This is a genomic window from Campylobacter sp. RM6914 (assembly GCF_004803835.1).
Classification (GTDB): Bacteria; Campylobacterota; Campylobacteria; order Campylobacterales; family Campylobacteraceae; genus Campylobacter_A; species Campylobacter_A californiensis.
This window is the reverse complement of the sequence record NZ_CP012545.1, coordinates 142915-165823: the sequence shown is the minus strand read 5'-3', so window position 1 is coordinate 165823 and position 22909 is coordinate 142915. Positions and strand designations below refer to the sequence as shown.

Here is a 22909-nt window from a genome sequence, read left to right as displayed (position 1 = left end):
CTCCTTTATTCTATTTTTATTATCTGCGAATCCTGCTTATAAATTTCGCCGTTTTGACGCACTATCTCGACTTTGCTTGGCACTGCCGTGATATTTAGTGTATTTATAAGCTTTAAGATGGTGTTTATATCCGAACTTACACTTTTTAAGGTTTCATTTGACTCACCGCGTTTTTGCAACATATCAACGGCTACAACGGGCAAATTTGACCTTTGCTCTTTTAAAATTTCTTCTATTTTTGACTGGTTAGAGCTAAAAACTATAAGTAGATATTTATCATCTTTGGGTATAAAAATTTCACTTTTTTCATAAAAAATAAGCTCTGAAAAATTTATAAATTTATATTTTGAAAAACGGTAATTGCTATACGCAAAGACGATGGCTATCATAGCGGCACCAAAAAAGGAACCGAAAATATAGGTTAGAGGAAGAAGACTTCCTCTATTTTTTAAAGCCATTAAAGAAGTGAATTTAGTTTGTCTGTTATGCTTTGTTTTGACTGAGCGCCTACCATTTGATCAACTAGCTCGCCGTCTTTAAAGAAAAGCATAGTAGGGATAGAGCGGATACCGTACTCAACAGCCAGGTCTTGAACCTCATCGGTATTTACTTTGCAAATTTTTGCTTTGCCGTCGAAATCTTCCGCAAGTTCCTCGATCACAGGAGCTAGCATACGACAAGGTCCACACCATGGAGCCCAAAAGTCAACAAGCGCAACGCCCTCTTTAACAACATCAAAATTTTCAGTTGTAAGTTCTATGTATTTTCCCATTTTTTCTCCTTATTTTTAATATTGGTGAATTATACATTAAATTTTATAAATACTATCTAAATAATAAATTTTATAAACTAATATTTCTTATTAGTTCAATATTTTTACCATTTATAACTATAAAATCTATTTCGTAGTCCCTATCTGCACCGTTTTTAAGTAGATAGTAATCAACCGCCTTTAAAATTTTAGAGTATTTGCTCGGTGTTAATCTATATATCGCATCATTCCCCATTTGGTTTGATTTTAGCGAGCTAGCCTTTACTTCTATGAAACAAAGTATACCCTCTTTATCAATTGCAATTATATCGATCTCACCGAATTTAGAGCGAAAATTTCGCTCTAAAATTTGAAATTTCATCTTTGAAAGATAAGCACATGCTTGATCTTCGCTGCTTTTTCCAAAAAGATATGAAACAAGCCCCAAATTTGCCTCCAAAAATTTGAAGTATTATATCAAATTTAACCAATAGTTGTTATTTGGGCATTTTGAAAGGCAAATTCACTCCACTCGTTGCCGATACCAGAAATTTCAGGTGGCGCGATGAAGCCGTTAATGGGCTGATAGTCGTGCTTGCAAAGCGCCTTGTTGTATTCGTGCAGGTTATATACATGGTGTTCGTGGATGGTGAAATTTGGCAAAGCCGTCTCAAGATGAAGCGCCGCAGCCGTTAGAAGCGGGCTAGAGCATACATGAATTTGCACTCCGGCATCATAAGCGTGAGCCATATCACAAACCTTCTTAGTCTCGGTTATGCCGCCATTTGTACCGATATCGGGCTGTATCATGGATATGGAGTGATTTTCAAAATACGCCTTGTATTGCCACCTTGTATAGATCCGCTCGCCGTGTGCGACAGGGATATTTATGTTGCTAGCGATAAATTTATTAACATCTGGCGTTGGCGTGCTCGGCTCTTCGATAAGGAAAATTTTATACTCCTCTACGGCTCTTGCTAGTTGAACGGCGCCTTGGGCATCTATGTTTGAGTGGCACTCCATTATGATGTCTACATCTTACCCACAGCTTCACGGGTGGCTGCTACACGACTTTTTACCATATCTACGTATTTGTGAGGCAAAAGTCTGGTCATATCTTCACGATTTAGCCTACGCCATCCTCATCAAATGTGAAAAAATCAACCTTAACCGCCGTATAGCCCTCGTTAATCGCCTTTTTTGCAACATCGTAATACTCTTGCGGTTTTGACAAGGCTAGCTTCTTGTCGCACCAGCCAAACTGAAGCTGAGAGGCATATGCGCGCAAACTAGAGCGAAATTTACCACCTAAAAGCTTGTAAAGCGGAACATTAAAGAATTTTGCCTTTATATCCCACAACGCCACGTCAAGCGCGGAGATAGCACCAAACATTACCGCTCCGCCGTTTTGCGCCCAAAACGTGCCTTTGTAAAGGTTCTCCCAAAGGACCTCGTTTTCAAGCGGATCTTGCCCGATGATCATCTTAGATAGATCAATGAGCGCTCCGTAAGCGGCATTTGAAGCAAAGCCGTAAGCAAGCGCCGCCTCACCGTCGCCGTAAATTCCGGCATCTGTGTAAACTCTACAACCCACCGGTGTCCAAGCCGGGTTGTCCTTGGCTAGTGCATTTATCAAAAAGACATCTATTTTTGTGATTTTCATTTTACATCCCTACCTGTTTTATAACTATCTTTAAAAATCCTATGAATTTCATCTTGCATCGCGTCGCTTGTGTAGGCGTCTGTTAGGTCTTTTGCCCATGGTGCGTTTTTGTTTTGCGCGGTAACGACAAAACCAACGGCAAATTTAGTCATGTCCTTACTTACGGCGATTTGCGTATCCGGGCTTATATTATTGTTTACTTGATACATTTTGGCTACACAGCCCATATCCACATCGGGCAAGGCTTTTGGAATTTGGTTGCCTATCACCGTTTCTATCTTTAAATTTTTTGGATTTGCCGTGATATCAAGTGCTGTTGGGATACTAACATCTTTTCTGAGATCCACCAGCCCCTCTTGTTCTAGTAAATTTAACGCCCTTGCCGTGTTGCTTGAGTCATCAGGGATTATCACGTGTGCACCTTCGGGAAGATCGGCGATATTTTTAAATTTCATAGAATAACAACCAAAGACATTGTAGCGCACATAAGGTTCTAGCATAACCATATCACGCTTTTTAGACTTATTATATGACTCCATCCACGGCTTGTGCTGATGAAGCGATGCGTCTATATCGCCATTCATCGCAGCTTCATTCATCGTCGTAGCATCTTCAAGCACGATAACTCTCACATCATAGCCTTTTGCCTTTAAAGCATCAAGCGCTACGGGGCTATTTACCTCATCATAGTTAAAACTAGCGGCTGCTAGAGTTAAGCTCTTTTTTTCTGCAGAGCTTGTTTTGTCGCTACCGCAACCAACTAAAAATAAAGCGCCGACTAACACTATGCCTAAAATTTGTTTTTGAAAGAACATTTTTTCTCCTTAGGATTTGATTTTTTTATAAATTTGATCGCCAATAAACTGAATAGAAATAACCATCAAAACAAGCACTACAATGATAGAATACATTACATTATCATTGTTTGACTGATAGCCTTGCTCCTAGCCCGCCGGCACCTATAGCGCCTGCAACGGTGGTTAAATTTAATACATGTATGATAGATAGCACGCAACCGGTTATTAACGCCGTGAGTGCATCAACTAGCACCACACGAAAGATGATCTGCATATCAGAAGCGCCAAAAGATTTTGCCGCATCAACAAGGGCAGGATTTACCTCTTTTATCGCATTTTCAAACATACGCGCCATAAACGGCGTAGAAGCAACCGTTAAGAGCACAAGTGCGGATACCCAGCCGATCGAACTTCCTGTTATAATACGCGTTAATGGGATGATAGAAACCATAAGTATCATAAACGGAAACGAACGCAAGATGCTTATACCTCCATTTAAAACGGTATAAAGCGTCTTATTTGGGCGCAGTCCATCCTCTTTTGACATATAAAGCATTACCGCAATGGCAAAACCAAGTATGGCTGAAAATATAAAACAAAAAAGAGCATTTGCAAGGTGTTTAATATGGCAGGAAATATTATCCTATCGATAATCTCGCTCCAAGGAATATCCCTCATAACTCCTCCTTAGATAAAATTTTATAGCTGATATCATTTTTGTCTAGATAGTTTTTTACCTGATTTAAGCGAGCTTCATCAAAGCTAAGAACCATCTTTGTAAACGAACGTGTCCTAAAATGCTCTACTTTGCCATCAGTTATCTCGTAGTTTAAATTTAGATCTCTAGCCAAATTTGACAGTATAGTGGCTTGTTGTGTGCCTAAATTTAGGATTATTTCAAGATTTATAGCAGCCTCTTTTAAAAGATAAGGAGTGCTTCCAAGCAAGCGATTTAAAGCTTCAGACTCACTCATAAACACATCGCTTGGATCGCCTTTTTGCACGATTTTACCATGCTCTAAAATTGCAACTTTGGTGCAAATTTCACGCACTACAGACATCTCGTGAGTAACGACTACGATCGTGATGTTTAGTTGTTTGTTTATCTTAGAAAGTAGTGCAAGGATATTTTTAGTAGTGTTTGGATCAAGTGCCGAAGTAGCTTCGTCGCAAAGTAGTATCGTTGGATTAAGCGTAAGCGACCTAGCGATAGCCACTCGTTGCTTTTGCCCGCCACTTAAATTTTGCGCTTTTACATGTAACTTATCTTCAAGCTCCACAAGCTTAACAAGCTCGCGTATCTTGGCATCTTGTTCGGATTTTGACACATCCCAGCACTGCATTGGAAAGGCGATGTTTTCATAGACAGTTTTTCGTTCCAATATCGAAGTTTGTTGAAATATCATCCCAACGCCCTTACGAAATTTCCTAAGCTCCTCTTTGTTTAGCTTGTTTACATCCACGCCACCGATATTTAACTCACCCTCGTCAAATACCTCAAGTCCGTTCATGCAACGAAGCAAAGTACTCTTGCCCGCACCGCTTCGCTCAACAAGCCCATAAATTTCACCATCTTTTATCTCAAGCTAAATATCTTTTAGAACTTCTAACTCGCCATATTTTTTATTTAAATTTTGGATTTTTGTCATTAAGGATCCGCTTTATTAGTATTCTCAACCTTGAGACTAAAGCTAAATATAATTATGATTACATTTAAAAATAGGGATTGTAGCTTTTCTTCGCTTACAAACCCCTAAAATACTCAACTATCTATCATTGTTGCAAGGATTAAAAATTTGTCATAACATAAAATTTAATGCCTGCTGTAATTATTAAAAAGAGTCATCAAAGAGCTCTTTTTGATTTTCATGAAGCTTGCCGCATGCATCGGCACGACACCTACCACAATGCGTCATCTACCTTATAGTGCTGCCAATAGACTTGCGCACATGATGAATTTCTTCGCGTGATGGCGTTTGAATGTTTGCAAAAGGTGTATCATGCACAGGGATCATAGCCATGCAGTTCATGATATCAACCTGCCAATCCTTAGCCTTTTTCGCGATCCAAGGAATATGCTCCATATTAACACCTGGAATTGCCACTGTATTGATCTTAACGATCATGCCGGCTTCCTTCAATTTACGTATCCCTTCATCTTGACACTCCTGAAGTATCCTAGCACCTTCTTTAGCGTAATAGCTCCTATTTTTATAACGCACCCACGCATAAACCTTGCTGCCAATATCAGGTGTTACGGCATTGACCGTTACAGTAACATGACTAACCCCTAAACGCACGATATCATCCACATGCTCAGGCAAAGCTAGACCATTTGTAGATAGGCAAAGCATAGTATTGGCAAAACGAGAGCGACATTTTTCAAAGGTTGATAATGTCTTATCTGCATCACACATAGGATCACCCGGTCCTGCGATACCGATAACCGAGATATCTTGTCTAAATTTAAACAACCTTTCCACAAACTCTACGGCTTCGTCAGGGCTTTGCACTCTACCTGTTACGCCAGGGCGATTTTCATTAGCACAGTCATACATGCGGTTGCAAAAATTACATTGGATATTGCAATTTGGCGCCACAGGAAGATGTACACGCCCATAGTTTGCAGATGCTTTTTTGTTAAAACAAGGATGATTATCCAAAATAGTATTGGTATAAAAATTCATTAACTCTTTTTTCTCCCAAATTTAATAGCATCCACATGACAAACATTTAGGCAATCACCGCAGTTTGTGCAGTTTATCTCATCGGGTCTTGTGCCCATTTCGCACTTACGCAAACAGGCATTACAGTGATCGCAAGCATCGGTCTTGTAAACACGAAATATAGAAATTTTACGCAATAATTCCATCACTCCGCCAGTAGGGCAGACAAAACGACACCATAAATTTGCGATGATTAAAGATGCGACGATAAGGGATATGACAATAGCCGTGCGAGCCGCCCAATACCAATCAGAAAATTTAAAAGACATGATAATAGCATTAAGATACTCATCACTTGTGCGCATAGGGATCATAACGCGAGGGTTGCCCCATATAAAATACACACCAAGACTAATTAAAACAGAAATAACCATGCCGATTTGTGCATATCTTAACTTCTTGTTATTTTTCATCTTAAGCTTAAAGACGGCAAATTTACCAAGCATTTGGTTAACAAATCCACCAGGGCAAAGCCAACCGCAAAAAGCACGACCTAAGAAAATAACCAACACGGGGATAAACAACCAAAAGCCAAAAAATATAGCCGTGATCCGCCCCCAACACGTAACAACAGGGCATGACCCACAATTAACAAAAGGAACGATGAAAGGACACCTAAAAATTCCATAAAACGCCCATTGTCCAATCGCACCGATAAAAATCAGCTGCACCAAACGTCTAATCTTAGTTAGATAAAAGCTTTTTTTAGTTTTTTAGAAGCTACTTTGCTACACATCTTTTACACCAAACCTTTCTATAAGCTCAAGTCCTCTTGCCGAATGTATGGACGTAAACCCGTGTCGATCAAAAATTTCTTGCCCATCTTGCGAACAAACAAATTCCGCAAAGTCCTCGGCTAACTTCTCGTCTTTTACGTACTTCATAATATTTAACGTAAAGGTAAGTGGTCCTGGCGGGATAAGCCTCTCATCAATTGGCATGTATTCGATCTTGTCCTTAAATCTATCATGCGTCGTCAAGCGCTTTTCGATGATAGACGCATCACCCTTACCGTCTACAAGATCGCACATCATATTAATAACACACGCTCCATTGGCAACCATGTTTTTCATAACCGGCTCGGCAAGACCGGATTTTTTCAAAATTCCTTTTACAGGTCCGCTACCGGGAGGCGAAGACCTTAAGGGCAACATAACCCTAACACCTGACTCTGCTAGATCCTGTAAATCACGAATGCCGGCCGGATTTCCCTTTGGAACAACTAAAACATAGTCCGTAAAACACAACGGTCTAAAACGAAGGCTAAGTCCTGCCTTGCGCAAATTTTGAGACAACTCCAAAACACGAGCACCAAAGACCTCCGTCTTGCCTTGCAAGGCCAGTAGCGACTTTCCAAGCGCACCTGCAAAGGCGCCGGTGTATTGGATGTTATGACCTGTTCTGGCTTCATACTCTGCATTTATTTGTGCAAAAGGTTCAGATAATCCCCCGCATGACCAAACCTGCAACGAATCAGACTTAAACGGTGTGTAGCCCGCAAGCATCGCTTCAGGTGTGGCAGCAGCAGCTATCGGCCATAGCACCTTTTAAAAAGCTACGACGAGATGCGTTTGTTTCTTTAAATTTCATATGTCTTCTCCTTTCTTTGGTTTGTTGTTGGTTTTTTGATTTGGTATACGATATGATGAATTTAAGTGCAGTCATTTGCTTGGTAGCGTGTGTTAAATTTATTGTAGATGAAATATCTTGCAAATGAAATTTTTAAAATTTCACTCATGCTTAAATTTGCATAATTCGCACTTATGCGATTATGCCTTATAATAGTTTTTATGAGATACATATGTTTGATCCATGCAAAGGTATTTCTGCCACGCAGAACTGCAGGTGTGATTTTAACTTTTTAGCGCTTGTAAGTTACTTAAAGGCTAAAAATAGGCAAATTTTGATAATCCGCCTATTTTGGATTTAAATTTTAACCCTCTATCCTTATCATAAAAGGTTTTTCTTTAACAAATTCTTGCTTGGTTAAAATCTCAATAACTCTCTTTACATCGAGTTCAAGGCTCGTATGGGTAGTGAAAAACAGCGTTACGCCGTTTTCGTCGCCCTTTAGCTTTGGTTTTTGCAAGAAGCTATCTATAGAGAGGTTGTTCTCGCTCATGATATTTGTTATCTTGGCCAAAACACCCATTTTGTCATCGACTGTTAGTCTAAAGTAGTATTTTGTGCGGATTTCATCTTGCGCAAGTAGCTCAAGAGGAGTTAGCTCGAGTGGTATTTTGTATCCAAACATAGGAGATTTTACATCTCTTGCTATATCGATAAGATCACTTATAACAGCACTTGCCGTCGCACTGCCGCCAGCACCAGGACCATAAAACATCGTCTCACCGACCGCGTCCCCCACAACACTTATGCCGTTCATTACGCCATCGACTTTAGCTATCATCTTATCTTTTGCTACAAGAGCAGGATGAACCCTAAGCTCAACTTTGTCATCCACTTTTTTGGCGATAGCAAGGAGTTTTATAATGTATTCAAAGTCTTGAGCGAAGAAAATGTCCTCTTTTGTGATGCTTTCTATACCCTCTATCAAGATGTCCTCGGGCTTTCCATAAACACCGTAGGCTATGCTTGAAAGTATGAGTAGCTTGTGCGCCGCGTCAAAACCGCCAACGTCAAATGTCGGGTCAGCCTCGGCATATCCTAACTCTTGCGCACTTTTAAGCGCTCGCTCGAAACTGGCTCCGCCTTGCATCATGGAGGTCAGGATGTAGTTGCTAGTTCCGTTCATTATGCCTTTTACAGAGCTTATATGGTTTGCACTAAGCCCCTCTCTTAGGGTTTTTATGATCGGTATGCCGCCTGCGACACTTGCTTCAAAGCCAAAAGGTGTGTCTTGCGCGATATTTTGTAGCTCATATCTATGATAAGCAAGAAGGGCTTTATTAGCAGTTACTACTGCTTTTTTACGTTTTAAAATTTCACTTATGATACGATAAGGATAGTCCACCCCACCCATAAGCTCTACATAAACATCGATATCGTCGCGTTTTAAAACAGCATCCATATCATCCGTTAACGGGATACCAATGTCGCGTTTTTTATTTAAATTTTTAACAACACCGATAACAGGAGTTATCTCTTTACCGCTTCTAGCGGTGATTAGTTTTTGATTTTGGATTAGGATTTTAGCGACTTGCTCGCCAACGGTTCCTACGCCTAATATTGCTACTCTCATTAAAACTCTTTAAATTTTATTATTCAAAATCTTTCAAATATCGTTTGACATTTCTTGCAGCTTGGCGGATGCGATTTTCGTTTTCGATAAGAGCAAAACGAACATAGTCATTCCCTCCCTCGCCAAAACCTATGCCAGGACTTACGGCCACTTGCGCCTTTGTTAAGAGCTGTTTTGAAAACTCAAGACTTCCAAGATGTGAAAATTTAGGCGGCAGTTTTGCCCAGATAAACATACTTGAGTTTGGCTTGTTCATGCTCCAACCGGCATTGTCAAACGCATCAAGCAAGATATCGCGACGTTTTTCATAAACTGCTCTTATCTCTTCAACGCAGCCCTGATCGCCATCAAGCGCTACTGTTGCGGCTACCTGGATAGGTGTAAACATACCATAGTCAACCCATGATTTTATCTTTTTAAGAGCGGCACAGAGGCGTTTATTGCCACACATGAAGCCAACCCTCCAGCCAGCCATATTATAGCTTTTTGAAAGAGTATAGCACTCTACCGCCACGTCTTTTGCGCCCTCTACTTCAAAAATACTAGGCGCTTTATATCCGTCAAAACTTAGATCCGCATAGGCGATATCTGAAATGATATAAAATCTCTCCTTCTTAGACATCGCAACCAGGCGCTCATAAAAGCTCTTTTGCACGGTTACGGTCGTTGGGTTATGAGGGAAATTTACAACAACATACTTTGGTCTTGGAGAGCTTGAGTATATAGTGTGTTCTAAATTTTCAAAAAATTTATTTTCGTCAAGTTCAAATTTGTCATTATAATGAAGTGGCATTTTAGCAACACTTCCACCTGCAAACAAAAACGCCTGCGTATGTATCGGATAAGCAGGATCAGGAACTACGGCAACATCGCCTGGATTTACAACGGCTTGAGCAAGATGAACAAAGCCCTCTTTTGAGCCCATAACAGCGACGGCTTCTGTTTCGGGGTCAAGGTTAACATCGTATTTTCTTTTATACCAATTACATATAGCTAGACGAAGCTTATAAATTCCCGCACTCGCCGAATACCCGTGCGTTTTATCTTTTTGCGCACTCTCGCAAAGTTTATCTACGATATGTTGCGGTGTGCGACCTTCGGGGTTTCCCATCGAGAAGTCTATGATATCCTCTCCGGCTCTACGTGCCGCCATTTTTATAGCATTTACTTCAGCAAAGATATAATTTGGCAGCCTCTCTATCGTGTTAAAACGAATCTCGTCAAACATAAATTTCCCCTATTTTATAAATTTAATAACTATCTCTTTTTTGATATTACTTATATCTACGCTATCACCCAAAAGCATATAACTAGCATTACTCGGCAGGGTTATTTCGTATTTTTGCGCTATGGCATACTCTTGAAAATGCGAAATTTGAACTAAATTTTTATCATAAATTCTAATATCTGGCATCCATCTATTTGGCGCTAAAGATGTGATACTTACTGAATTTGCGCCATTTGTATTTAAAAAGAATGCCGAACTTAATCGTTCCAAAATAAGCTCGTTGTTTTCATTTATTTGCGCTATTCCGGCAGGGATGTTTAAATTTTTACCATTTAGCAAAACAAGCAAAGCACCGTCTTTTCTATCAAAACCTAAGGTCTTAAATCCGCTTAACTTTAAATTTTCATCAAGCAAAACCGGGTCTATACCATCTCGTTTTACAACCGTAACTCCGTAAGTAAGACCGTTTGAATTTGCAAATTTATTGATATTTGCTACGATACCACCCATCGAATTTATACTAAAATTTAAAGCCTTTATAAACAGTGTCGCAGAAATTTCATCCTCGGTAAAAAAGTCCAAATTTAAGCTTGAAGACGAAAATGACCTTGCATCAAAAATATTTTTCGACTTTAGTTCGTTTGTGATGGCCACCACGTTAATAGCGCCGTTTGCGTTTATGAAATTTTTAGTGGAAATTTCACTTGCTTTTTGCTCGTTTATACTTAAAGCAACTACGCTTTTAGCAACATCTGCTTCTAAAAAACAGACAAAACATAGCAAAAAAGCAAGAAATTTCACCACGTTTTACCTTTGTTTAACATGATAAATTCATCATAAGTTATAGGTTTTATCTCTCCGTTTTCAACCAAAAGCCTGACTGCCTTACCGGGAGCAAATTTACTTATTTTGTCACCTACTTTTAGTTCTAACTGACCGTTGCCGCAAACTATAAGCTGTCTTTTACTTAGATCTATCGTTAAATTTTCGCTTGAGTCTCTGGATATTTTTTGGTCATTTTCAAGATTTATGACTCCTATCCAAACGCGTTGTTTTGGCACGATAACAGCTGTAGGGGCGGTGACGTTTTTGTCTTTTGGTTCAGTTATGCTTGTAGTTAATCTCTCAAGCGCAGAGCTTTGAGTGCCTACGTTTTGATCTAAATTTTGCTCTATATTTATAACGATCGTGCTTGCGTTTTGCTCGATCTTTGGTGCTAGTTTAGCTACGTTGCTCTCTACGGCTTCTTTTTCTTTTGTCAAATTTTCATCTTGCGGAAACTGTGTTTTGGTTATCGTTATATTTGCCTCTTTAATGTTTTGCTTGACCTCATTTACTATACTAGAATCAGAATAAACCGCACTTCGATTTTCATCCTCAAAAAGACTTGGCAAATTTTCTAGGTATTTATAAGCTTCAAAATAATAAACCCCGCCACCAAGAGCAAACAAGATAACAAGCCAAGCCAACCATGAAAACGAGCCTCGCGACTTTCTAGCAGAAGTGGTGTCTGAGGTATAGGCTGGAATTTTAGGGTTGATTTTTATAGAATTTACATTTTGAGGCTTGTGTTCGTTTAAAAATGCCTCATACTCTTCAAGCCACGAACTAAGCTCAAGATTATACTCGCGTTGCAAAATTTTAATATAACCTCTTGCATTTAAACGCACCAATTTTTCAAAATTTTTATCAACTATGTATTGTAAAAAAATTGGCTCAATATGCGTCTTTCTCGCAACTTCTTTTATCCCGATCTCTTTTATGCTCTCAAGTTCATTCATTTATCATCCTATCACAGATTATCGCAAAGGCGGCACTTACATTTAACGAGTCCCAATCCTCTTTTAGTTTTATGCCTATACACTCATCGCATTTTGCAACAGCTTTTTGCGGTATGCCTTCACCCTCGCTACCCATGATAAGCGCACGTTTTTCTTTAAATTTTGCCTCATGAACATTTTTGCCGTTACTTGCGGTAGCATACAGAGTAAATCCGCGCTGCTTTAGTTCATTTAACAAACTAAGTCCATCATCAACTAGCGCGATAGGTATCTCATATGCCGCTCCGCTACTTGAACGCAAAACACCTTCCATGTTAATATTTTTAGCAACAACGATAATCGCCTCGCAGCCTAATGCATAAGCTGTTCTTGCTATCGCACCGATATTGCCAACATCGCTGATACCATAAAGCACGACTACGAAATTTAACTTTTTAAGTTCGTTTATATCGGCAAATTCGTATTCATTAACACTAGCCAAAAAGCCTTGATGGTTTCCTCCGTGAGCCAAAGACTGCGCTTTTTGGTTATCGACACGAATTATTTTTTTACCGACCTTGCAGATACGTGAAAAAAGTTTTGCGTCACACTCTTTTGAGAGATATATCTCGTTGATTAACTTCGGATGTTTTTCTAAAACATGTAAAAATAGTTGTTTTCCATATATTATCATGGGCTTGATAATACCTAAAATCAAGTAAAAGAAAACTTATTTTGTAAGCTCGCCGTATATTTTCTTAACCTCTTGTCCGGTTATTTTACTTAGTAGTTTAGCTTTTGCTTTTGGAGCGATATCAAGGGTGTTTATATCGCTTATACTTATGGTTTCAAAACTTGGATTATCGCTTTGCGAGATAACGACACACCACTCGCCGTTTAAGTTTGATCTCTCTAAAATTTCAGACATTTTTATAGCACTACTTTTAAATTTGGTTTCAAATTTTTTAGTTGCTTCTTTTATAGCAAAAATTTCTCGCTCAGGCTCAAGCTTTGCGATATCATTTACAAGAGATAAAATTCGTTTAGGACTTTCATATATAACGCATGGATAAGCTAAATTTAGGGCATTTTGTATGGCTTGAGTTCGCTCCTTACCCGTGTTTGGTAAAAAACCCAAAAACACAAATTCTTTCTCGCAAAGTCCGCTGGCAACAATACTTAAAAGTGCAGCATTTGCACCACTTAACACCTCATAGCCTATGTTGTGATTTTGCGCGTATCTTATAAGGCTAACCCCTGGATCGCTAATGCCCGGCATACCTGCATCGCTCATATATGCGATATTTTTATCAAAAAATTCGCGAGTTAAATTTGCGAAAAACTCGCTCTCGTTGTGCGTATGAAGTGGGATAAAATTTTGTATATTGATATGTGCGTCAAAGCGTTCATTAAGCAGTCTAACAAGAGATTTACTTACTCTTGTATCTTCACATACGACTATCTCGCAACTGCGCAAGACGCTAAGCGCACGAAGCGAGATGTCTTCTAAATTTCCTATCGGAGTAGGAACAAAGTAAAGCAAGGCTTAGTTTAAAGCGTATTTTTTCTTGAATTTCTCAACGCGGCCAGCGCTATCTACGATCTTTTCACTGCCTGTAAAAAACGGATGGCACTCACTGCAAATGTCTATTCTGATCTCACTTTTGTTTGACTTTGTCTTAAAAGTGTTACCACAAGCGCAAGTCACGGTGCATTCTACATACTCTGGATGTATCTCTTTTTTCATAATTTTTCCTTTGATTATCTTGATTATCTTTTGTGATATTGTCTTTCTAGTTTAAGCAAGGCGTGATTATACTAAAAAAAAATTAAAAAATCAAATTTCACATAATTTTTTCTACATTAATATTATGCTATTTAAATTTTAAATTATATCGCATATAATTTTTGGGACTTTTCTTAAAAAAATAATTAATATTAGGAGTAAATTTACCTCTTTTATCCTAGTCATCTCTACGACACCGAATATATCACATATTGATAAAGAATTTCAATATAAATTTAATATCATAATTGCTGTTAAATTGAAAAAGCTAGATACAAAATTTAAACAAAAATTAATGAAATTTGCTATAATATTCCATCAAAAATAAAAAGGATAATTTCTATCCTAATTAAAGGCAAAAATTTGAGAGTTTACTTAGATAATAACGCAACTACGATGGTTGATCCCGAAGCTTTTGAGGCGATGAAACCGTTTTTTTGCGAAAAATACGGCAACCCAAATTCCTTACATAAATTTGGCTCAGAAACACACCCTGCACTTCGCAATGCACTAGATCAGCTATATGTTGGGATAAACGCAAAAGACAGCGATGATATCATCGTAACTTCATGTGCGACAGAGAGTAATAACTGGGTTATAAAAGGGATATATTTTGACAAGATAGCCAATGGCAAACGTAAAAGAGTAGTAACAACCGCGGTCGAACATCCTGCTATCCGCATGACCTGTGAGTTTTTAAAACAATTTGGTGTCCAAATCACCATCGTTGATGTAAACGAAGAAGGCATCATAACGCCTGATCAACTTCGTGAAGTTATGGGCGAAGATGTGGCTTTGGTTTCGGTAATGTATGCAAACAACGAAACTGGCATGATATTTCCTATAAAAGAATTAGCTTCGGTCGCACACGAATACGGCGCACTTTTCCACACAGACGCTGTTCAGGCGTTTGGCAAAATTCCTATAAATGTTCGTGATCTTGATGTTGATTTCATGAGTTTTTCTGCTCATAAATTTCACGGTCCAAAAGGTGTTGGCGGACTTTATATAAAAGATAGCCAAGCTCTTAGCAGTCTACTTCACGGCGGAGAACACATGGGCGGTCGCAGAAGCGGAACTCTTGATGTTGCAGGTATCGTAGGTATGGGTAAAGCACTTGAACTCGCTAATAAATTTATGAGTTTTGAAAACTCTCACGTAAAAAGATTACGCGATAAACTTGAGGATGCGCTTTTAAGCCTGCCTGATGTGAGCGTTGTCGGAAGACGTGAAAACAGAGTGCCAAACACCATCCTCGCCTCTATAAAAGGCGTAGAAGGAGAAGCTATGCTTTGGGACTTAAACCGCGCCGGTATCGCTGCTTCAACAGGCTCTGCTTGCGCTAGCGAAACACTTGAAAGCAACCCGATAATGGAAGCTATCGGAGCGGATAAAGAACTTGCTCACACTGCGCTTCGCTTATCTCTTTCACGTTTTAATACCGAAGAAGAGATAGATTATGCGATCGAGCAGATCAAAAAAGCCGTAGAAAGACTAAGAGGAATTTCAAGCACATTTGCTTACACTCCAGAAGGTCACGTAAGCGGACTATAAATTTAAATAAATTTAAAAAAAGACGCCAAGTGTGTCAAAAAAAGGAATAATATGGCAAAAGATAGTTTAATAGGCGGTTCGATCTGGGATGAATACTCTCAAGTCGTCCAAGACAGAATGAATAATCCAAAATTTATGGGCGAGATAACCGAAAATGAAGCAAAAGAGCGTGGCGCAAAACTTATCGTAGCCGACTTTGGTGCGGAAAGTTGCGGCGATGCGGTTCGTCTTTATTGGCTTGTAGATGAAGCAACAGATACTATTATAGATGCTAAATTTAAAAGCTTTGGTTGTGGCACAGCGATAGCTAGCTCTGACACAATGGCTGAACTTTGTATCGGTAAAACCGTAGATGAAGCGGTAAAAATAACAAATATAGATGTAGAAAAAGCTATGCGCGATACACCTGAAACTCCTGCCGTGCCACCTCAAAAGATGCACTGCTCGGTTATGGCATATGATGTTATCAAGGCTGCCGCGGCTAGCTACAAAGGTGTCGATCCTGATCATTTTGAAGATGAGATCATCGTTTGCGAATGCGCTAGAGTTAGTCTTGGAACGATTAAAGAAGTTATAAAACTAAACGATCTTAAAACAGTTGAAGAGATCACTCAATACACAAAGGCCGGGGCATTTTGTAAGTCATGCATAAAACCAGGCGGACACGAAAAACGTGAATACTACCTAACCGACATCTTACGCGACACAAGAGCCGAGATGGAGCAAGAGCGTCTTAAAAAGCAAGCTAACGCAAAAGCTTTAGGCGATCAATTAAATTTTGATGAACTAAGTGTTGTGGGTCAGCTAAAAGCCGTTGAGGGCATAATGGATAGCGAAATTCGCCCTATGCTTATGATGGACGGCGGGGATCTTGAGGTTATTGATATACAAAAAACACCAGAGGGTAACATAGATATTTACATCCGTTATCTTGGCGCATGTTCAGGCTGTGCTAGTGGTGCAGGTGGCACACTTTACGCTATAGAAAACGTTCTACAAGAAAAACTAAGCACAAATATTCGCGTAATGCCGATATGATATATTTCCGCTTGATTTTCAAGCGGAATTTCCTTCATACAAATGCAAATTTTTTAAAAGTAATAAAATTTTTAAATACAAATTTCACGTGCAAAGCACCATAAAAAGCGACTAAAATCGTCCTAAGCTGTTTAAAAACAAGCATAAGATAAAATCCATTTTTTAAATACACCCAAAAGAGAGAATATGAAAGTAATAAAACGCAACGGAAGAACGGAAGAGTTAGATATAAGTAAGATCAAAAAATACACGAGTGAAGCGGTGGTCGGACTTGATAACGTAAGCCTTAGCGAACTCGAAGTAGATGCAAAAATTCAGTTTAGAGATATGATAACAACTGAAGAGATCCAACAAACGCTTATAAAAACCGCCGTAGACAAGATAGATATCGACCGTCCAAACTGGACATTCGTCGCTGCTAGATTATTTTTATACGATCTATACCATAAAGTAACAGGATATAATGGATATAGCCACTTAAGGGAGTATTTTGAAAAGGGTGAAAAAGCCGGTCGTATAGTGCCCGGATTAAAAGAAAAATACGACCTTGATGATCTAAATGACTACATAAAACCGCAGCGTGATTTGCAATTTGCATATCTTGGCATAAAAACACTTTACGACAGATACTTGATAAAAGATAAGCAAGGAAAACCTATAGAGCTTCCACAGCAAATGTTTATGGCCATAGCGATGTTTCTTGCCCAAAACGAACTTGACTGCCAAGGCTGGGCTAAGAAATTTTACGACCTGATAAGTAAATTTGAGGTTATGCTAGCAACCCCTACTCTATCAAACGCAAGAACACAGCGTCACCAACTAAGCTCATGCTACATCGGCTCTACTCCCGATAATATCGAGGGAATTTTTGATAGCTATAAAGAGATGGCTCTTCTTTCTAAATTTGGCGGAGGTATCGGCTGGGACTGGAGTAAGGTTCGCGCTATGGGCGGTAGCATAGATGGGCATAAAAATGCAGCAGGAGGTATCATACCTTTCTTAAAGATAACCAACGATATAGCCGTTGCAGTCGATCAGCTAGGCACTAGAAAAGGCGCTATCGCCGTTTATATCGAGCCTTGGCACATGGATGTTAGCGACTTTTTAGACCTTCGTAAAAACTCGGGCGAAGAAAGACGCAGGGCGCATGAAATTTTCCCTGCGCTTTGGATAAATGATCTCTTTATGAAAAGAGTGCAAGAAAACGGCAAATGGACACTTTTTGACCCGGCTGACGTGAGCGATCTTTGCGAGCTTTACGGAGATGAGTTTGAGAAAAAATACCTAGAGTATGAAAACAACGAAAATATCCAAAAAAATACCATGCTAGCAAAAGATCTTTGGAAAAAGATACTAACTAGCTATTTTGAGACAGGCATGCCGTTTTTAGCGTTTAAAGACAATGCAAACAAAGCTAATCCAAACGACCACGAAGGCATAATTAGAAGCTCGAATTTATGTACTGAAATTTTTCAAAACACCGAGCCAAACTATTATAAGATCAAAATCATCTATACAGATGGCGAAGTAGAACTATTTGACGAAGAAGACGATGTTACGGTAGATAGCGGCATAACAAAAAAAGCTAAGAAACTTAGTGCGCTTGATAGCCTAAAAGGTAAAGAAATCTTTATCGTAGAAAAAGAGGCAACCGAAGGCAAAACAGCAGTTTGTAACCTAGCAAGCGTAAATTTAAGCAAGATAAATACGCCTGAAGATATATCAAGAGTAGTTCCGATAGCGGTTAGGATGCTTGATAACGTAATCGATCTAAATTTCTACCCACACAAAAAAGTAAAATACACAAATTTAAGCAGTAGATCTATAGGGCTTGGTGTAATGGGCGAAGCTCAAATGATAGCACAAAAAGGCGTAAAATGGGGAAGTTACGAGCATTTAGCACTTATAGATAGTATAATGGAAAACATAAGCTACCACACAATATATACAAGCTCAAATTTAGCTGTTGAAAAAGGCAAGTATCCAACTTTTGAGGGCTCAAAATGGAGCAAAGGCATAATGCCTATCGATGTTGCAAACGAAAATGCAAAAGCCTTGGTAAATCGTGGAGGCTTGTTTGATGATGGAAGCTGCGACTGGGACAAGCTTCGCCAAAAAGTTAAAACCGACGGTATGCGCAACGGCTATCTAATGGCAATCGCCCCTACCTCAAGCATAAGCATACTTGTAGGCACTACACAAACTATCGAGCCTGTATATAAGAGAAAATGGTTTGAGCATAATCTAAGCGGCATGATACCAAATGTTGTGCCAAATTTAAGTCCTGATACTTGGCAGTACTACACGCCTGCTTACGAGCTTGATCAAAGAGTTCTTATAAAAGCCGGAGCTGTTCGTCAAAAGTGGATCGACCAGGGTCAAAGCCTAAATATCTTTATGAGCCTTGATAAGGCAAGTGGCGGATATTTAAGTGAAATTTACACACTTGCATGGGAGCTTGGACTAAAATCAACCTACTACCTTCGCTCAGAATCACCTGATAGCGAAAAGGTAAATAATGTAGCCGATCGCTCTGTTGAGTGTGAGGGATGTCAATAAATTCGATGTTTGCCCTTAAATTTCGCCCAAAAACCCTTGATGAGATCTGCGGTCAAGAAGATATCGTTAGGGTTTTTAAAAAATTTATAGAAAACGAAAAGATCCCCCATAGTATGTTTTACGGGCTTGCGGGATGTGGTAAAACAAGCTTTGCCAGAGCTGTTGCAAGTCTTATGAAATACGACTTTTATGAATTTGACGGCGGTAATTTAAAAATAGATGAATTTCGTAAAATTTTAAAAAACTATGAAAACGCGTTAGTTAAGCCGCTGTTTTTTATCGATGAGATTCATCGGCTAAGCAAAACACAACAAGAAGCGCTTTTGATCCCGATGGAAAATTACCGTGCTATAATTATTGGTGCAAGCACTGAAAATCCGTTCTTCACACTAAGTTCAGGCATCAGAAGTCGTTCTATGCTTTTTGAGTTTAAGCCATTAAGCTCAAAAGACTTTGACAAATTATTAAAGCGTGTGCAAGAAGAGGTAAAATTTAATATAGACAAAGAAGCAAAAGAGTATTTGTTTAAAAGCAGCGGAGGCGACGCTAGAAGCTTATTAAATTTACTCGAATTTGCGCTTAGCATAGACATAAATATAACCTTGGATAACCTAAAAACACTTAGGGCAAATACCGTTTCAGAGGGTATCAGCGAGGATGACACACACTATCATTTAGCAAGTGCGCTCATAAAAAGCCTTAGAGGTAGCGACGAAAATGCCGCCATTTATTATCTAGCAAGGTTGATTGACGCTGGAGAGAGTGCGGATTTTATCGCTAGACGTATGGTTATACTTGCTAGCGAAGATATCGGCAACGCCAATCCAAACGCCTTAAATTTAGCTGTCAGCACCCTAAATGCCGTAAGCAAAATCGGCTATCCCGAAGCCCGCATAATCCTTGCACAATGTGCCGTTTATCTAGCGCATTCACCAAAGTCAAATTCAAGCTATGTAGCGATAAATTCGGCTCTTAGTTACGTAAAAAGCGAAGAAAAACTTCAAATACCAAAACACCTAATCAACACTGCTCCCGAGGTAAAGAACTACCTTTATCCACATGATTTTGGGGGCTGGGTCGAACAAAACTACCTTACAAAACCACTTAAATTTTATAAAAGTGACGGGATCGGTTTTGAAAAAACTCTTAGCGAGTGGCTAGCTAAGATAAAACAAAGATAAATATAGCATTTTTTGTGACTTTATTTGTGATATTTTAATATAAATTTTAGCTTAAATTTATATAGAGAATGCGACAAACAGGGTATTTGAAATTTATTTTATAACAAAAAGTAAGGTTGTATTGTAATTTTATATTAAAAAATTTAATTTTTATAAAATTTTAATTTTTTTTTAAATACACTTTAAAATCTATATCATGAAAGGATGTTGTTTTGGAACTATTCACAGAACTCGTTAGTAAGGTAAATTCCTTTGTTTGGGGGCCTTATTTTTTAATAACCCTCCTATGCGGAACCGGTCTCTTTTTCACATTTAGACTAAAATTTGTTCAGATTTTTAAGTTTAAAGATGGGTGGAATCGCCTTTTTGGAAACTTCTCTTTACACGGCGAAGCAGCCGGCAAAGACGGTATGAGTTCGTTTCAGTCAGTAGCAACAGCAGTGGCCGCACAAGTTGGCACCGGCAACTTGGTTGGCGCTTCAACCGCACTTGTAATGGGCGGACCAGGTGCGATATTTTGGATGTGGTGCGCGGCGTTTTTAGGCATGGCTACAAATTTTGCCGAAATTTGTCTGGCACAAGTTTATAAAACAAAAGACGATAGCGATCACACCATAGGCGGTCCGGCATTTTACATCTCAAAAGGTATCGGCGGAAAACTTGGTAAAGTTTTAGCAGGATTTTTTGCGGTGGCTATTATTTTAGCACTTGGTTTTATGGGAAATATGGTTCAAGCTAACTCTATATCAGATGGCTTTTCGGGGGCTTTTGGTATCCCTCAATGGGCGATAGGCTTAGTTTTAGCCATAGTTTGTGCGGTAGTTTTTATAGGCGGAGTTAAGGCCATCGCAAGAGTTGCGGAAAAGGTGGTTCCTGTAATGGCTATCATATATGTCATCGTCGGTCTACTTATAGTTTGCGTAAATTTTAAAGAAATTCCATCAGTTGTAAGCATAATATTTGAAGCAGCGTTTAACCCTTCTGCCGCTTGGGGCGGCGCTATCGGTACTAGTATCGCAACTGCCATGAGATACGGCATAGCAAGAGGTTTGTTCAGTAACGAAGCTGGTATGGGCTCAACTCCTCACGCGCATGCAGCCGCTAAAGTAAAACATCCCGTAGAGCAAGGTGTTTTAGGTATCATGTCGGTTTTTGTGGATACATTTATCGTACTTAACATTACCGTCTTTGTAGTGCTTAGCTCAAACGTCGTAGCATTTGAAAACGGTCAACCGGTTTTTAGCGGTATAACCCTTGTTCAAGAGGCATTTTCATCACATCTTCTAGGACATACTATCGGGTATTCGTTTGTTGCGATTTGCCTATTTTTCTTTGCATTTACAACGATACTTGGTTGGTATTATTTTGCAGAGATAAACGTCAGATATCTTTTTGGCAAAAAAGGTGTTAAATTTTTGCAAGTACTAGTGGTTGCTTTTGTATTTTTAGGAAGCCTGCTAAAAATAAAACTCGTTTGGGAGCTTTCTGACCTCTTTAACGGTCTTATGGTACTGCCAAACCTTATAGCTGTTTTATTACTTAGCCCGATAGTGGTTAAACTGCTAGAGGACTATAATGCTAAAAAAGAGTATAAAGCGGAAGATTACATCAAAATAAAATAAAACTTTATCTTGCTTTGATTATTTTCAAAGCAAGATATTTTAAATTTAGATAAGCTCTACGCCGCTACCTTCTACGACTTCGCCTATCTCATAAGCGTCAGAATCCTCAAGTATAAATTTCACATTTTCAGGGCTTACTACAAGCACCATGCCTACGCCCATATTAAATGTGCGATAAAGCTCTGCTTGTTCTACAACTCCATCAAATATCGAGTAAATTTCAGGTCGCTTGATAGCGTCTACATTTATCTTTGCACCAAGTCCTACAGGGAAAACACGAGGTAAATTTTCAACCAAACCACCGCCTGTGATGTGAGCTAGAGCGTTTAGTTTATCTTTTAGTTTTAAAAATTCAGGCACATAAATTCTAGTTGGCTCCAGTAAAAGGTCGATTAAATTTTTATCTCCCAATTTATCGTCAAATTTTAACCCTTTGCTTTCAACTACTTTTCTTGCCAATGAGTAACCGTTTGAATGAAGCCCACTTGAGCTAAGCGCTAAAAGCTTATCGCCTTTTTTTACAAATTTTGCTCTATCTATCTCGTCTATCTCAGCCATGCCAACAGCAAATCCGGCCAGGTCAAAATCACCTTTTTCATACATCGAGGGCATCTCTGCCGTTTCGCCGCCTATTAAAGCACAACTTGCCTTCTTGCAACCTTCTGCAATACCCTTAACTACGACTTCGGCTGAATTTATATCAAGCTTTGCCGTAGCGTAATAATCAAGAAAAAACAACGGCGTAGCAAAGTTGCATATCAGGTCGTTTACGCACATTGCGACTAGATCCTCACCTACTTTATCAAGGCGATTTGCATCTATGGCAAGCCTAAGCTTTGTGCCAACACCATCGGTTGCGCCTAAAATGGCAGGATTTTTATAGCCGCTTGGTAGTTTGATAGCTCCTGAAAACGAGCCGATACCACCCAAAACCAACGGAGTAAAGGTTGATTTAACATGAGGTTTTATCGCATTGACAAACTCATTTCCTGCATCAATATCAACACCAGCGTCTTTATATGTTATCATTTTCGCCCCCTTA

Annotated in this window: 25 protein-coding genes; 5 read left to right on the top strand and 20 right to left on the bottom strand. The window is 39.2% G+C overall.

Annotated features, from left to right (window positions below; genetic code table 11):
• Positions 1–5: 5 nt before the first annotated feature.
• The 19 genes from CCAL_RS00870 to rpmE all read right to left on the bottom strand — a co-directional run bounded on the left by CCAL_RS00870 (position 6) and on the right by rpmE (position 13874).
• Positions 6–458, bottom strand: a complete 453-nt coding sequence (locus CCAL_RS00870) for a hypothetical protein (protein ID WP_169972551.1) — start codon at positions 456–458, stop codon at positions 6–8.
• On the bottom strand, positions 458–772 hold the full coding sequence (gene trxA / locus CCAL_RS00865) for a thioredoxin (protein WP_169938830.1): 315 nt from the start codon (positions 770–772) through the stop codon (positions 458–460). The genes CCAL_RS00870 and trxA overlap by 1 nt, the downstream gene beginning before the upstream one ends.
• A 70-nt stretch (positions 773–842) precedes the next feature.
• Positions 843–1199, bottom strand: a complete 357-nt coding sequence (locus CCAL_RS00860) for a YraN family protein (protein ID WP_170015261.1) — start codon at positions 1197–1199, stop codon at positions 843–845.
• A 35-nt stretch (positions 1200–1234) separates the two neighbouring features.
• Positions 1235–1777: an enolase C-terminal domain-like protein gene (locus CCAL_RS09255; RefSeq protein ID WP_394346907.1), complete on the bottom strand. Its 543-nt coding sequence runs from the start codon at positions 1775–1777 to the stop codon at positions 1235–1237.
• A 100-nt stretch (positions 1778–1877) separates the two neighbouring features.
• Entirely contained in the window at positions 1878–2414 is a 537-nt protein-coding gene (locus CCAL_RS09250) for an enolase-like domain-containing protein (protein ID WP_216656477.1), read from the bottom strand.
• On the bottom strand, positions 2411–3229 hold the full coding sequence (locus tag CCAL_RS00850) for a MetQ/NlpA family ABC transporter substrate-binding protein (protein ID WP_170015263.1): 819 nt from the start codon (positions 3227–3229) through the stop codon (positions 2411–2413). The genes CCAL_RS09250 and CCAL_RS00850 overlap by 4 nt, the downstream gene beginning before the upstream one ends.
• Before the next feature lie 103 nt (positions 3230–3332).
• Positions 3333–3758, bottom strand: coding sequence for an ABC transporter permease subunit (locus CCAL_RS00845; RefSeq protein WP_216656475.1), 426 nt, complete (start codon positions 3756–3758; stop codon positions 3333–3335).
• Between the two features lie 127 nt (positions 3759–3885).
• Positions 3886–4791, bottom strand: coding sequence for a methionine ABC transporter ATP-binding protein (locus tag CCAL_RS00840; RefSeq protein WP_257792165.1), 906 nt, complete (start codon positions 4789–4791; stop codon positions 3886–3888).
• A gap of 336 nt (positions 4792–5127) precedes the next feature.
• The gene (locus CCAL_RS00835) at positions 5128–5898 is read right to left on the bottom strand and encodes a radical SAM protein (RefSeq protein ID WP_170015265.1); all 771 of its coding nucleotides are present in this window, start codon (positions 5896–5898) and stop codon (positions 5128–5130) included.
• Positions 5898–6608, bottom strand: coding sequence for a 4Fe-4S binding protein (locus tag CCAL_RS00830; RefSeq protein ID WP_236860487.1), 711 nt, complete (start codon positions 6606–6608; stop codon positions 5898–5900). Before CCAL_RS00830 ends, CCAL_RS00835 begins: the two co-directional genes overlap by 1 nt.
• Before the next feature lie 57 nt (positions 6609–6665).
• Positions 6666–7481 carry a substrate-binding domain-containing protein gene (locus tag CCAL_RS00825; protein WP_236860486.1) on the bottom strand — a complete coding sequence of 272 codons (816 nt, stop codon included), beginning with the start codon at positions 7479–7481 and terminating at the stop codon, positions 6666–6668.
• 107 nt (positions 7482–7588) lie between these two features.
• Complete coding sequence (locus tag CCAL_RS00820; RefSeq protein WP_170015267.1) at positions 7589–7738, bottom strand: hypothetical protein; 150 nt, start codon at positions 7736–7738, stop codon at positions 7589–7591.
• Between the two features lie 132 nt (positions 7739–7870).
• Positions 7871–9139 (bottom strand): homoserine dehydrogenase, encoded by a 1269-nt coding sequence (locus tag CCAL_RS00815; protein ID WP_170015269.1) that lies wholly within the window; start codon positions 9137–9139, stop codon positions 7871–7873.
• A gap of 19 nt (positions 9140–9158) precedes the next feature.
• On the bottom strand, positions 9159–10367 hold the full coding sequence (locus CCAL_RS00810; RefSeq protein WP_170015271.1) for an LL-diaminopimelate aminotransferase: 1209 nt from the start codon (positions 10365–10367) through the stop codon (positions 9159–9161).
• 9 nt (positions 10368–10376) lie between these two features.
• A complete protein-coding gene (locus tag CCAL_RS00805; RefSeq protein ID WP_170015273.1) occupies positions 10377–11168 on the bottom strand; it encodes a hypothetical protein in 792 nt (263 codons plus the stop codon).
• Positions 11165–12148, bottom strand: a complete 984-nt coding sequence (locus CCAL_RS00800) for a phosphatidylglycerophosphate synthase (protein WP_169938032.1) — start codon at positions 12146–12148, stop codon at positions 11165–11167. Before CCAL_RS00800 ends, CCAL_RS00805 begins: the two co-directional genes overlap by 4 nt.
• Positions 12141–12821, bottom strand: coding sequence for a 23S rRNA (guanosine(2251)-2'-O)-methyltransferase RlmB (gene rlmB / locus CCAL_RS00795; protein ID WP_169972270.1), 681 nt, complete (start codon positions 12819–12821; stop codon positions 12141–12143). The genes CCAL_RS00800 and rlmB overlap by 8 nt, the downstream gene beginning before the upstream one ends.
• Before the next feature lie 36 nt (positions 12822–12857).
• A complete protein-coding gene (gene rsmI / locus CCAL_RS00790) occupies positions 12858–13670 on the bottom strand; it encodes a 16S rRNA (cytidine(1402)-2'-O)-methyltransferase (protein ID WP_170015275.1) in 813 nt (270 codons plus the stop codon).
• A gap of 3 nt (positions 13671–13673) precedes the next feature.
• Positions 13674–13874, bottom strand: coding sequence for a 50S ribosomal protein L31 (gene rpmE / locus CCAL_RS00785; protein WP_169938026.1), 201 nt, complete (start codon positions 13872–13874; stop codon positions 13674–13676).
• A gap of 402 nt (positions 13875–14276) precedes the next feature.
• Between rpmE and CCAL_RS00780 the strand changes: the two genes are divergently transcribed.
• The 5 genes from CCAL_RS00780 to CCAL_RS00760 all read left to right on the top strand — a co-directional run bounded on the left by CCAL_RS00780 (position 14277) and on the right by CCAL_RS00760 (position 21867).
• On the top strand, positions 14277–15467 hold the full coding sequence (locus CCAL_RS00780; RefSeq protein WP_170015277.1) for a NifS family cysteine desulfurase: 1191 nt from the start codon (positions 14277–14279) through the stop codon (positions 15465–15467).
• Positions 15468–15518: 51 nt separating this feature from the next.
• The gene (locus tag CCAL_RS00775) at positions 15519–16505 is read left to right on the top strand and encodes an iron-sulfur cluster assembly scaffold protein (RefSeq protein ID WP_169972273.1); all 987 of its coding nucleotides are present in this window, start codon (positions 15519–15521) and stop codon (positions 16503–16505) included.
• A 186-nt stretch (positions 16506–16691) separates the two neighbouring features.
• A complete protein-coding gene (locus CCAL_RS00770) occupies positions 16692–19064 on the top strand; it encodes a ribonucleoside-diphosphate reductase subunit alpha (protein ID WP_170015279.1) in 2373 nt (790 codons plus the stop codon).
• A gap of 5 nt (positions 19065–19069) precedes the next feature.
• On the top strand, positions 19070–20245 hold the full coding sequence (locus CCAL_RS00765; protein ID WP_170015281.1) for a replication-associated recombination protein A: 1176 nt from the start codon (positions 19070–19072) through the stop codon (positions 20243–20245).
• A gap of 212 nt (positions 20246–20457) precedes the next feature.
• On the top strand, positions 20458–21867 hold the full coding sequence (locus CCAL_RS00760; protein ID WP_170015283.1) for an alanine/glycine:cation symporter family protein: 1410 nt from the start codon (positions 20458–20460) through the stop codon (positions 21865–21867).
• A gap of 45 nt (positions 21868–21912) precedes the next feature.
• Here the strand turns inward: CCAL_RS00760 and purM are convergent, their stop codons facing one another.
• Positions 21913–22896, bottom strand: coding sequence for a phosphoribosylformylglycinamidine cyclo-ligase (gene purM, locus CCAL_RS00755; RefSeq protein ID WP_169938016.1), 984 nt, complete (start codon positions 22894–22896; stop codon positions 21913–21915).
• Positions 22897–22909: the final 13 nt, after the last annotated feature.